At 67.1% G+C, this 12,035-nt stretch carries 9 protein-coding genes and 3 pseudogenes; 6 read left to right on the top strand and 6 right to left on the bottom strand.

Features of this window, described 5'->3' with window-relative positions; all coding sequences use genetic code 11:
- Positions 1–128: 128 nt before the first annotated feature.
- Positions 129–263, bottom strand: a pseudogene (locus I0C86_RS25295) (ATP-binding protein); the annotation flags it as partial.
- Between the two features lie 20 nt (positions 264–283).
- On the opposite strand from I0C86_RS25295, the pseudogene I0C86_RS25290 reads away from it, so the two are divergent.
- Positions 284–547: pseudogene (locus I0C86_RS25290) on the top strand (ATP-binding protein); the annotation flags it as partial.
- A 76-nt stretch (positions 548–623) separates the two neighbouring features.
- Here I0C86_RS25290 and I0C86_RS25285 read toward each other — a convergent pair.
- From I0C86_RS25285 to I0C86_RS25275, 3 genes are all read right to left on the bottom strand, one after another.
- On the bottom strand, positions 624–1,106 hold the full coding sequence (locus I0C86_RS25285; protein ID WP_196203770.1) for a GNAT family N-acetyltransferase: 483 nt from the start codon (positions 1,104–1,106) through the stop codon (positions 624–626).
- 699 nt (positions 1,107–1,805) lie between these two features.
- The gene (locus tag I0C86_RS25280; protein WP_196203769.1) at positions 1,806–2,651 is read right to left on the bottom strand and encodes a hypothetical protein; all 846 of its coding nucleotides are present in this window, start codon (positions 2,649–2,651) and stop codon (positions 1,806–1,808) included.
- A gap of 194 nt (positions 2,652–2,845) precedes the next feature.
- Positions 2,846–3,184, bottom strand: coding sequence for a PadR family transcriptional regulator (locus I0C86_RS25275; RefSeq protein WP_230394746.1), 339 nt, complete (start codon positions 3,182–3,184; stop codon positions 2,846–2,848).
- Positions 3,185–3,640: 456 nt separating this feature from the next.
- Here I0C86_RS25275 and I0C86_RS25270 point away from each other — a divergent pair, with 456 nt between their 5' ends.
- Complete coding sequence (locus I0C86_RS25270) at positions 3,641–4,396, top strand: hypothetical protein (protein ID WP_196203768.1); 756 nt, start codon at positions 3,641–3,643, stop codon at positions 4,394–4,396.
- A gap of 464 nt (positions 4,397–4,860) precedes the next feature.
- Here I0C86_RS25270 and I0C86_RS25265 read toward each other — a convergent pair whose 3' ends face one another.
- Positions 4,861–5,994, bottom strand: coding sequence for an IS30 family transposase (locus I0C86_RS25265; RefSeq protein WP_407676351.1), 1,134 nt, complete (start codon positions 5,992–5,994; stop codon positions 4,861–4,863).
- Between the two features lie 337 nt (positions 5,995–6,331).
- Positions 6,332–7,078, bottom strand: a pseudogene (locus tag I0C86_RS25260) (IS6 family transposase).
- A 122-nt stretch (positions 7,079–7,200) separates the two neighbouring features.
- Between I0C86_RS25260 and I0C86_RS25255 the strand changes: the two are divergent.
- The 4 genes from I0C86_RS25255 (at position 7,201) to I0C86_RS25240 (ending at position 11,936) form a co-directional block, all read left to right on the top strand.
- Entirely contained in the window at positions 7,201–7,695 is a 495-nt protein-coding gene (locus tag I0C86_RS25255) for a hypothetical protein (protein WP_196203767.1), read from the top strand.
- 142 nt (positions 7,696–7,837) lie between these two features.
- Positions 7,838–8,410: a transposase gene (locus I0C86_RS25250; RefSeq protein ID WP_255527819.1), complete on the top strand. Its 573-nt coding sequence runs from the start codon at positions 7,838–7,840 to the stop codon at positions 8,408–8,410.
- A 22-nt stretch (positions 8,411–8,432) separates the two neighbouring features.
- Positions 8,433–8,654, top strand: a complete 222-nt coding sequence (locus I0C86_RS25245; protein WP_196203765.1) for a hypothetical protein — start codon at positions 8,433–8,435, stop codon at positions 8,652–8,654.
- 291 nt (positions 8,655–8,945) lie between these two features.
- Positions 8,946–11,936 (top strand): immunoglobulin-like domain-containing protein, encoded by a 2,991-nt coding sequence (locus I0C86_RS25240; protein WP_196203764.1) that lies wholly within the window; start codon positions 8,946–8,948, stop codon positions 11,934–11,936.
- Positions 11,937–12,035: the final 99 nt, after the last annotated feature.

Raw genomic sequence — 12,035 nt, 5'->3', positions numbered from 1 at the left:
CGGCGACCCTCGCGATCAACGACGCCACGCAGACGTTCCCACCCCAGATCGACCCCGAACGGCAGGCCATCATCGACGCCCTCACCCCGAGCGGACCTCAGGCACTAACGAAATGACCGAACTCGGGCGAAGACCTGGCCCCATTCGCCGAAACTCTTGTTCGAGGTGAGCAGGGTGGAGCCCTTCTCGTATCGCTTCGAGATGACCTGGAAGACGAGGTTGGCCTGGGCCCGTTCGAGGGGCTGGTAGCCGACCTCGTCGATCTATGAGGATGTCCTCATAGATCGACGAGGTGGGCTATATGGAACTCGACCGGCGCGGCGCTGAGCTGCTGTTCCAGGTCCTAACCGAGCGGGAGGAGAAAGCCTCCGTGGCGATCGCGTCGAACGAGTCGTTCTCCGGCTGGACCAAGACCTTCATCGACCCGCGGCTCTGCGCCGCGATCGTCGACCGCCTCACCTTCGGCGGCAACATCATCGAGACCGGCACCGACTCCTACCGCCTCGCCCACGCCAGACAGAAGCAACACCACCCGATCCCCGCCTAACACAAACGGCTGGCACGGCTCGTTGGGCTGCTGTGACCGGGGCGGGGTGCGTCGCCGCCACCCGCCCCGGATCAGATCAGAGTTCCCGGTAGTAGACGGCGACCGGCAGCGGCGTGAAGCCCAGTGCTTCGTACAGGGCTCGGGCGGGCGCATGGAATCCGTCCCCGCCCGTGCCGATCGTTACGACCTCGGCGCCGAAGTCCCGCATCGCGGCGAACGCATGCTCGCACAGCACGGTGCCCGCGCCGAGCCGCCGGTGCTCCGCGGACACGGCGAGGATCGTGACGCTGGCATTTCGGCGTTCGGGCTCTACTGCCCAGGCCACGTAGCCGGCGATGGCACCGTCGATCTCGGCGACCGCGACGTACCGGTGCTGGGCGGGGTCGTGGAGCTCGGCAACCTGCTTGACGTAGTCGTCGCGCCACTTACCGTGCTGGTTGGCGAAGACGACCTCGCCCACGAGAGGGCGGAAGGAGTCTTCATAGAACGGCCCGAACGTCTCGATGGTCAGTTCGGTGAGCCGGGTCAGGTCATGCTGAAGAAACGAGCGGATACGCATGTGAGTGTGCCTCTCGAGCTGAGGTTCTGAAAGCCAACAAACCAGGCATCAGACGGCCAGCCAGCGGCCGGAACGGCGGCGAGCCGACCCTCAGTGGCGGGTACGCCAAGCGGCGAAGCAACTCATGGTCGGAATCCTACGGGGCGCTGCAACCGCATTCGCGGCACAGAGCATCCGCCAAGGCCGCGGGGACGAGATCTCAGAGGGCAGCCGCCATCACATTGCGTGACCCGGCAGGGAACCCACTGCGCCCGCGGTGGGGCCACTTCAAGCCGTCACAACGGCTGCCGTCCAGCCCGGTGGGGCCACTATGGGCCGGGCGGATTCTGGCGGTCGTCGCAACACTCCAGGTGAGCAACTACGAGGCTGAGCTTAGCGATGCCGCCACAGCGCCTTCAGCGACGGACCACCGCCGGCCCGCCAGACGCACGGATTGCGGCAGACCAGTACGCCTGATCTTGGTCGAGGTTGGCCTCGTGGGTCAGATTGCGAATGCGGTGACAGCGCTGGTTTTGTAGTAGACCGGGCGGGGTCGGCGTCAGGTCTACTGTGCGGTGAATCGATGCGCTACGTCTGTGTTGCCGGAGTTGGAGCCCGGCCTATTATGTCGGCGAGCTGGCCGAAGGTGGACTATTGCGATGGTCCGAGGACGGTTGTGGGGGAGCGGCGTCGGGACAGTCCGATGGCAGCTACGTTTTGTCATGTCTTCGCCGTGCCTGCTGAGCCGGGGTCGGTGGCGGGTGCAGGCCGGGGCGGGCAGAGCGCAGCCACGGCGATGGCTGCTGTTATCGCCGCCCCGGCGGGGTACGCCATGCCGCCAAAATCGTCGGTGGGCACCAGGCCATGCCAGAACGGCGAGTCAGGCACGGCCGTGCCTGACAGTATGCCCAGGTATTGCAGACTACCGAGCAGCCAGGCGGGGATCAGCAAGACGAGACCGCCGATGGCGGTGGTGGCAGCGAGAAAGGCTGCCAACGGACGGTGCTCGAGACGGCGGCTGGCCCAGCCGGCTAGCAGCCATCCAGCCAGCATGCCGAGCAGGCCGACGGCGAGCGTCGAACCGGTGAGCCAGCGCGGTTCCGCCCGGTAGATCGAGACCCTGAGCCCGCCTTCGGCGTACGCTGCGTCGAAGTAGTCCTCGAACCGCAGCACGAGTGCGCCGTTGCGTGCGATCAACGCCTGCGAGTTGTTTTGCCGGGCGCCGGTTTCGATGTCGGTCGGGCTGGTCGAGTAGGTGTCGGTGACGGTCCAACCGGCCGCCTCCAGGCGTTGCTGCAGGCCGGCTAGATAGGCATCGACGTCCTCGGTCGCAGGCGTTCGATCGGTGAGGTAGCTGACCGACGCCGCATCGGTCTCACCACCGTTGTTGCGGAAGGGGTCGTCCGACCTTCCGTACGATTGTGCCGATAAGCCTGGGGTGAGCATCTGGGCGAGCTGAGTCCACGCTGCGCCGGTTGGAAGCGCCGGCGCCGCCTCCCAACCAATACGGTTCGCCAGCGACGCGCTCAGAAAGCCGGAGAAAATTGAGGCGAAGATAGCCAGCACGACCACACCTCTGCTAAGTGGGCGACCGAGTCGGGCCCGCATGCCTTGCCGAAGTAGGTTGAGCGTCTCAATAGGGCCAGGCCGGACGTGTCCGGCCTCGGCGGCCATGAGCAGCGTGTCTGCCAGTTCTCCGCGACGTGAGCCCTTCGGGTAGACGCGCAGCAGCAGGCGATATGGGGTGGCGAGGCGGCGGCTCATGCGAACGCCGGGCCAGGCCGCGAGGCGTTCAGCAGCCGCGATGCGGTGCGAACGTTGCGGGCCAATCGCGCTGTCTCCTCAGCGAGTGCCGCCGCGCCGTCGTCAGTGAGGCGGTAGTAGCGCCGAGGACGCCCTTCAACGGTCTCCTCTCTGTCAATCGCGACCAGTCCTTGGGCGGCTAACCGGTCCAGCGCCGCGTAGAGGGTGCCGGCCTGCAACCTGACCTGGCCTTCGGAGAGCGCCTCGGCCGTCTGGATCACGCCGTACCCGTGCCGTGGTTGATCAACCAGCGCGGTCAGGATCCAGAACGTCGGTTCTCGCATGGCCCTCGACATGACCGTCAATATAAAGATTATCTGACTATGGTGCAACGGCGCTGGTGCCGCGCCGGCCGGGGCGCTTACATCGCCCGCTTGCAGTCCCGGGCCGCGCCCCGCGAACCGGCAGACCCGAACAAGCCACACGAGCACTCTCCGGTGGCCGGAGGGAGCACCAACGGCCACTGCATCGCCGGGCAACCCCCCTATCGCAACGTCCCGAACAGCGCACTCATCTCGGCAGATCGGCGCACGCGATCAAGGATCCGGGCCATACGGGTCGTGTTGACGGTCTGCCAGTCGACGCGCGTGTTCGACGGCACGTCTGACCCGGCTTCGCGGGCGTTCGGATTAGCGTCACCGTGACGGTGACAGTTTCGGCGCCGCGAGCTGTCGGCCTGGCGACAGCGGCAAACAAAAACGGATCCGCGGTGGACCAACAAGTTGACAGTCCATCGAGGAGCGGAGCCCGTCATGTATCAGCCGTCACCGCCACCGCCGTCCCGTCAGAGCCAGCAGAGCCGCTGGAGCCCGGTCGGGCGCGGCACCACCGCCGCTGCGCTCGCCGGGGTCCTGGCCGTCTCCGGCGCCGTGCCGGCCACTGCTGCCCCGGCCGCGGCCGGCAGCGCCACCGCCCTGTCGGCGTACGCCGCCGGCGGGAGCCACACCATCGACCTGTCCCGGCGCCCGCCGACGGCCATCCCCGACGCCGCGCTGCTGCAGCCCGAGGACCTGGGCGGGGGCGAGCTGACCCCGACCGAAGGCGGCTACTGGACGTCGCTGCAGCCGCCGCAGCCGTGCGCGGACGGCCCCTACCGCAGCACCGCGCTGCGCAGCGCCGAGCGCGGCGTCCAAGCCCTCATCGGCGTGGACGGCGGGCCGGAGGTCATCATGGAGCACGTCTCGTACTACCGCGGCAACGGCGCCCACCGGTACCTGCGGGAGCTGCGCCGAGCCGTCGCGGCCTGCCCGGCCGGCGACCCGCACGCCGAGCGGTGGACCGTACTCGCGACTGGGGTGGCCGGGGACGAGTCCGTGTTGCTCACTCAGCGCACCTGGGTCGACTACGCCGAGGTGTACCACTTCACGTACGTACTGGTCGCGCGGGTTGGTCAGGCCCTGGTGGTGCTGGTCGACGTCGGCTGGGAGGAGTCCAGCGGCGCCGAGGCGGTCGTGCGGGAGTTCATCCCGGCGGCGGTGCAGCGCGCGGCGGTGCTCAACCGCAGATAACACCGGGCTGGAGGGGCGGGCCGGGGGGACGGGGTCTCCACCCGGCCCACAGGCCCGCTTCAGCCGGCCCGGACCTCGAACTCCCAGAGCGAGACTCCGTACTGGGTGCCGCGCAGCGGTGCGTGCATCTTCACGTAGCGGGCACTGGTCGCGGGGAACGCGACGATGTCGGTACCACCGTGGCCGTCGTAAGCAGTGTGGACGGTGCACAGGTCGTGCCGTCTGTGGACGCCTGGATCTGGTACTGCCCGGGCGTACGGCCTCCCAGGCGCCGAGATGATGGGTCATCGACTCCGCCAGCGTCGTCTCGCTCTTCAACGCGAAGTACGCGTACTGACTGATCCTGAGCGAGCCGTCGTCGTGAACCAGGCCCGACGGTAGGCGCACGACGGCGGAAGTCGGGGCCTTCCGGCCACCGCCGTTCTTGCTGGAGTACCCGCAATTCGGCAGAAGCGGATACCTGATCATGCGGCTTCGGCGAGCAATCGGGTGAACCGCTGGGCGGGGGTGTCCCAGCCGAGGATCTTGCGGGGTCGGTTGTTGAGTTCGGCGGCCACGGCGGTCAGGTCCTCGGCGGTATGCACGCTGAGGTCGCTGCTCTTGGGGAAGTACTGGCGGAGCAGGCCGTTGGTGTTCTCATTGGAGCCGCGCTGCCACGGGCTAGCCGGGTCGCAAAAGTAGACCGGAGTGCTCGTGGCGACAGTGAACTCGGCATGCCGGCCCATTTCGACGCCCTGATCCCAGGCCAGCGACTGTCGCAGCCCTGCCGGGAGGGTGGAGAACACGGTGATGAGCCGGTCGCGAAAGTGTGCGGCGTTGCGGCCTTGCGGGACGTGGACGAGGACGACGTAGCGGCTACTGCGCTCGACCAGGGTCCCGATGGCCGTCCGGTTGTGGGCGCCCATGATCAGGTCGCCTTCCCAGTGCCCTGGCATGCCGCGGTCGTCGGCGGTGGCGGGCCGGTCGTGAATGCTCTTCGAGCGGTCGGTGAACCGTGGGATCCGCTGCTCGCGGCTACGACGGCGCTTGCGGTAAGCGCGGCCGGTGCGCAGCAATGGCGAGCGACTCCGCGTCAGGCCGCCTCGATCGGGCCGGTACACCGCCTGGTAGATCGTTTCGTGAGTCAGCCGCAGCTCTGGCCGGTCGGGATGCTTCAACGACAGGGTCCGGCAGATCTGCTCCGGGCTCCACCGCTGATCCAGCAACTCTTGGACCAGGCCGCGCAGCTCGGTGTTGGTATGTAACTTCGCCGGTTTGGGTCGTGGGCGACGGGCCGCCGCACGCTGGTGGGCGGCGAAGGGGTGGTAGTCGCCGGCTACCGGGTCGCTGTTGCGGCTGATCTCCCGGCTGATCGTGGACGGCGCCCGCTCCAGCAGTGCGGCGATTGCCCGGATCGATCTGCCGGCCCGGTGCTCATCGGCGATGGTGATGCGCTCGTTCTCGGACAGGTAGCGGGCCGAGACGGCCTGCTTCGGTGCAGCGAGCGGCGGGTAGATCCTGGACTCGCCGTCCACGCTGGTGACGGTTCGGCCGTAGCGCCAGCGGGTGCCAGTGCGACGGTTGATCCCGACTTCCCGGCAGGCCGCCGAGTTGTTCATGCCCTGCGCCATGAGGCGAAGGTAGTGATCACGCTTCCCTTGCTCCGGACCGGCACCTGCTGGCTTACGCGGACGACGTGGTTTGGGCACGGCAACTCCTGAACAGGTCAGGTGTTGCGACGACCGTTAGAACCTAAGCCGTCGGGGTGGGGCCACCAAAAGCCGTCAGAATCACCTCGACAGAAGCGGATACCTGTTCATGCGGCTTCGGCGAGCAACCGGGTGAACCGCTGGGCGGGGGTGTCTCAGCCGAGGATCTTGCGGGGTCGGTTGTTGAGTTCGGCGGCCACGGCGGCCAGGTCCTCGGCGGTATGCACGCTGAGGGGCTGTCGCGTTCTCAAGTCGGTAGACATGTCGAACCCCGGATGCCGGTCGGGATTGAGATCGTTCGGGCGAGTTCGGTGAACGCTGCGGCGACGCAGAGCGTCGGTGGCGCTTCGTGTCCGAGCTCGTAGTGTCCGCGTCGCAGGTTCTGCATGAAGGCGTGCCCGGCGATGATCACTTGCGCGGTCCGGTCTGTCCGTAACCCGCGCATCGGTCGTAATCGGTGCTTGAGCTGGCCGTGGTCGGCCTCGATCGGGTTGTTGGCGTACTGTTCGACGTGGTGCCGGGCCGACGGGACGAGGTCGTCGAGGACCGCCGGGTAGACCGGGGCGGCATCGGTGACCACCTCGACGGGTGTCACCTTCAGCATCCGCAGTGCCCGCTGGAAGAACCGCCGAGCCGCGGCGGCGTCCCGACGAGCCAAGACAAGGACGTCGATGACCTGCCCGTACTAATCGACGGCACGGTACACGTACCGCCACACGCCACTGATCTTGACGTAGGTCTCGTCAACGAACCACCGGTCACCAGGCGAGTGCCGGCGGAACCCGGCGGCGTCGGCCAGCAGCGGGGTGAACCGTTGCACCTACCGGTATACGGTGACGTGGTCGACCTCGACACCCCGCTCGACCAGCAGTTCCTCCACATCCCGGTAGGACAGGTTGAACCGCAGGTACCAGCGGACCGCGACCACGATCACCCCAGCCGGAAACCGGAACCCGGCGAACGCCGACCCTGGCGGCGACCACGCAGGACGCAGGCACGATCGCTTCACACGTCAACACTGCCCCAGGCCCGCAACCGGCAACGCAACAGAGCCGCCGGCAGCGCATCGATGCCACCCATGTGCTGGCCGCGGTACGCGATGTCAACCGACTGGAAATGGTCGGCGAAACGCTGCGGGCCGGGTTGGAGGCCCTGGCCGCGGCGGCACCGAGCTGGCTGGCCGGTCAGGTCGACGCGGACGTGGTGAAACCGTACGCGGCCCGGATCGATGAATGGCGACTACCCAGCGAGCAGACCAAACGCCGCGACCTCGCGGTCCAGGTCGGCAACGACGGGTGGTGGCTGCTACGAGCCCTCGCCGGCAAACGTACTCCGGACTGGTTGTGGCAGATCCGGGCGGTCGAGGTCCTGCGCCGGGTGTGGGTGCAGCAGTACATCCGCGACGAGAGCGGGCCGGGGGTGATCTGGCGGGACGCCACCACACACGCCCTCCCGCCGGGCAGAACCATGCTCGTCTCTCCGTACGACACCGATGCCCGCCACGCAGAGAACGCGGCCACGGCTGGTCGGGCTACAAAATCCATATCAGCGAGACCTGCGACAACACCCCCACCGTCAGCGGTGACGACGATGGCCAACCACCGAACCTGATCACCATCGTGGTCACCACCCACGCCGCTATCGCGGACTCCGCCATGACCCTGCCGATCCACCGCGACCTGGCTGACCGGGATCTACCTCCCGCCGAACATCTGATGGACGCCGGCTACCCCTCCGCCCCACACATCCTCACCTGCCGCACCGGGTACGGGGTGCGGCTGGTGACCCCGGTACGCGCCGACCGTCCCACCAAGCCCGCGCCAAGACCGGCTTCCACCGCGACGCGTTCACCATCGACTTCGACCGCAGACACGCCGTCTGCCCGCGCAACGCCACCTCGACGATGTGGAACGAAACCCGCCAGCGTGGTGAGGACGTCATGGTGGTCACCTTCCCCGCCAGCACCTGCATACCCTGCCCGGTCCGGACCCGATGCACCACCTCGAAACAACGCCGCCGGCAACTCACCCTCCGCCCCCGACACCTACACGAGGCTCTGAGGTACGCCCGCGCCGAGCAAACCACCGACGACTGGAAGCCAGCTACCGCGCGGGCCGGTATCGAAGGAACCATCAACCAAACCCTCACGTTGACCGGGATCCGCAAGGCCCGCTACACCGGCCTCGACAAGGTCCACCTCGAACACGCCTTCGCCGCCACCGCCATCAACCTCACACGACTCAGCGCCTGGTGGACCGGCAAACCCTCGACCGAACCCGCACGACCCACCTCCCACAACTCGCCCTCGCCGCCTAACCAGAATTAGGCAACAGGGTGCCTATACCCTGTTGATCTCGACGGCAGCCACCAACCCCACGGCCCGCAATCTCCGTGCCAGCGGCCGGGTCCGGCTCACGATCGGGCTGACCCGCGACGTGGTCCTGATCGAAGGATCCGGGGTTGTCGTCGATGAGATCACCGACGAGGTGGCGGACGCGTTCGTGGCCGAGACCGGGTTCGACCCCGCGGGCAGCGCAACTACCCGTACTTCCGCATCCGGCCGGAACTGATCCAGGCCTGGCGCGAGGTCAACGAGATCGCAGGACGGGATCTGATGGTCGACGGCGAGTGGCTGACGTAGCGCTCCCGGACAGGCGAGCGCGGCCGTCAGAGCACCCCCAGCCTCCTGGTCAAAGTCCGTCGTCGACGCATCGCGCTCGACAACATGGCTAGTCATGACTATGACGGATCCGTTGCCTCGGGCCGCGACACACGTCGTTGACCTGGCAGCACGCCGTAGTTAGCGTTAACAAACCTCATCCACTTTAGAGGAGACCTGATACCGGTCAAGGAGGATCAATTTGAAACTGCGACAGCGGAGGCCACGTCTCGGGTTGAGTCGGAGGAGTAGAGGTGTCGCGGTCCTGGCACTGGGTGCACTTCTCTCCTCGTTCGCGGCGACGCCCTCGTACGCTGCGGATGAGCAGCTCAACGAGGGTCTGGTGCACCACTTCGCCCTCGACGAGACCAGTGGGACGACGCTGGTCAACTCGGGTAGCGCGGGCTCGGCGGCGAACGCCACGCTCGTGAATCCCGAGAAGGCGACCTTGACCGGCGAAGGAGTCAGGTTCAACCCCGCTTCCTACGAGAGCGCCCTCGACGGCGCGTACGTGGCGCTGCCGAACGACATCACCGCCGGCATGTCCAACCTCACCGTCGACTATGACGTGTGGGTTGACCCGGCGAACGTCGGCGAGCACCAGATGTGGGGTTTTGGCCGTAAATCCGGCTCGTGCGACGTCGACACCGGCGCCGAGGGCTCCATCTTCGCGTCGAACACCCAGCGGTTCCGCGTCGCGGTGGGTCCGACAAACCTTCAACAGAACCGGGTCCGCATGCTCGAGGGAGCGTGGACGCATGTCACCTACACCCAGTCACTGAACTCGAACGGAACGAGCTGGACGGGCAGTATCTACCTCGACGGCGTGCTGCACGCGACGTCGCCGAACCTGACCACCGCACCGTCGGTGAACGCCGCGGGCACCAACTGCAACTTCCTCGGTCGCTCGCAGACGTCGGGCCACTACTCCTTCCGCGGAACCCTCCGGGACTTCCGCGTGTACGACCGGGCAGTGAGTCTCGACGAGAGACTCGCCCTGGCGGAGAGGACCGTCTCCGACGGCAATCGCGCCGACGCCGCCGCCATCGACCTCGGCCTGACCAGTGCGGTCGTACACGACATCGTTCTGCCCAAGGTGGGCTCCGTGGCGGGCTCGGCCATCACCTGGATGAGTTCGGACCCGTCGGTCGTCGAGGTCTACACCCCGCCAGCCCTCGCCAGCGCACGCAAGGTTGCGGTGACCGGCAGGATCACCCGGCCCGCGCAGGGGCAGCCCGACGCGACAGTCACGCTCACGGCGACTGTCCGCAAGGGTGCCCAAGAGGTCACCACCCGGGAGATCCCGGTCGTGGTGAAGGCCGAGTTCGACAACGCGCAGGCGGTCGACCGTGACACCTTCGACCTGGCCCTGGACGCCACCGACGACGTACGCGGAAACCTCGACCTCGCTGCCAAGGGCGAGTTCGGATCCACGATTACCTGGAAGTCGACCACCGGCCTCGTCACCCCGACGGGTGAGGTCAGCCGCCCCGCCTTCGGCCATAAGGATGTTGCCGCCACCCTGACGGCGACCATCACCAAGGGTAGGGCCAAGCAGAAGAAGTCGTTCCCGGTGACCATCACCGCCATGCCGCGTTCCGAGGAGTACGAGCGGTACTTCATGGGGTACTTCAAGGGTGAGGGAATTGCCGACGGCGAGCAGATCATGTTCGCCACATCCAACGGAAACACCGCTCTGGACTGGACTGGTCTGACCGGAGGTCGACCCTCACTCATCTCCCAGCTGGGCGACCAGGGGCTTCGTGACCCGCACATCGTCCGCTCACCCGACGGCGACACATTTTACATGATCGCCACCGACCTGAACTGGTACGACCAGGGTGGATACGCCATCAACGACACCCAGTACATCGAGGTGTTCGAGTCGCACGATCTGGTGAACTGGACCCCTCAGCGGCACGTGAAGATTGCGCCCAGCGACGCGGGCAACGCCTTCGCACCAGAGTCGCTGTGGGACGAGGAGATCGGCGCCTACGTCGTGTTCTGGGCCCAGTCACTGTGGAACGACCCCGTGAACCGCACCGGTCAGGGGAACGCGCAGATGTGGTACGCCGCGACGCGAGACTTCCAGACGTTCTCCGCTCCCCAGGTCTGGCAGAACCCGGCTCCGCTGTCGCGGATCGACACGACCGCGATCCGGGTCGGTGACAACTACTACCGGGTGACCAAGAACGAGGCCGGCAACCAGGGCTCGGACATCTTCTCGGAGAAGCACACCGACTTCCTGGACAGCAACATCGACAGCTGGACGTTGGTCGCGCCGGCTCTGGGGCGCTCGACGTGGGCCGCCAACCAGGGGTACGAGGGACCGGTCGTCTTCAAGGCCAACCCCGGTGACACCGCCTGCCCCGACCAGTTCTACCTCTGGGGTGACCGGTACACGAACGGTGGGGGTTACCAGGCCGCGTGCCACGAGAACATCGAGGCTCCGACCTGGAACGCCAAGGCGATCACGATGACCAACGCGGGTGTCGTCCGTCCGCGTCACGGCACCGTGATCCCGCTGACCGTCCGCGAGTGGAACGACATCCGCGGGATCCCGAACAGCGACGTCACGACCACCACCGAGGTGGCTGTCGAGCCGTACGCGCGCGGGGCCCAGACGACTACGGCCACCGCGACGGTCACGGCAGCTGACAGGTTCGAGACCGGCGGTCAGGTGCGGTTCAGCATCGGCTCGTGGTCGAAACTCGCCCAACTGAACGACGGCGCGGCCACGGTCACGCTGCCGACGGGTTTGCCTGCGGGTGCCCGGACGGTCAAGGCCGAGTACCTCGGCTTCGACTACCTGAAGGCGTCGGAAGGTACGGCGTCGTTCGAGGTGCCCTCCGGCCCGGCCGCCGTCAAGGTCCATGCGACAGCCGCGCCGCCGTCGGTTGTCCGCGGGCGAGCGTTCCGGTTGAACGTGACTGTTGAGCCGGCAGGCGGCCCGAAGCATCACCCGGTTGGGCCGGCGGGCGGGCCGAAGCACCACGCTCCGACCCCGACCGGCGAGGTCACCGTCACCTTCGGCGGCACGGTGCACGTCGTGCCACTGACGGACGGTAAAGTCGTCGTCGAACTGCAGACCGGCGATCTGCAGCCCGGGTCCTACCAGGTCCACGTTGCCTACTCCGGCAACCCGACCTACCAGCCCTACGCCGCCAACTATCAGAAGTTGAAGGTGCGGTAGCCAGCATAGGCACTCTCGAGACGTGCTGAATGCGCCACAAGAAGGAGCGGGCGAGATCTATTGATTTCGCCCGCTCCTTACTGCACGCCCAGCAACCAG

This window comes from Plantactinospora alkalitolerans (genome assembly GCF_015690345.1).
Lineage (GTDB): Bacteria > Actinomycetota > Actinomycetes > Mycobacteriales > Micromonosporaceae > Plantactinospora > Plantactinospora alkalitolerans.
Note: the sequence above shows the minus strand (reverse complement) of the source record. Positions and strands in the feature narration are given on the sequence as shown.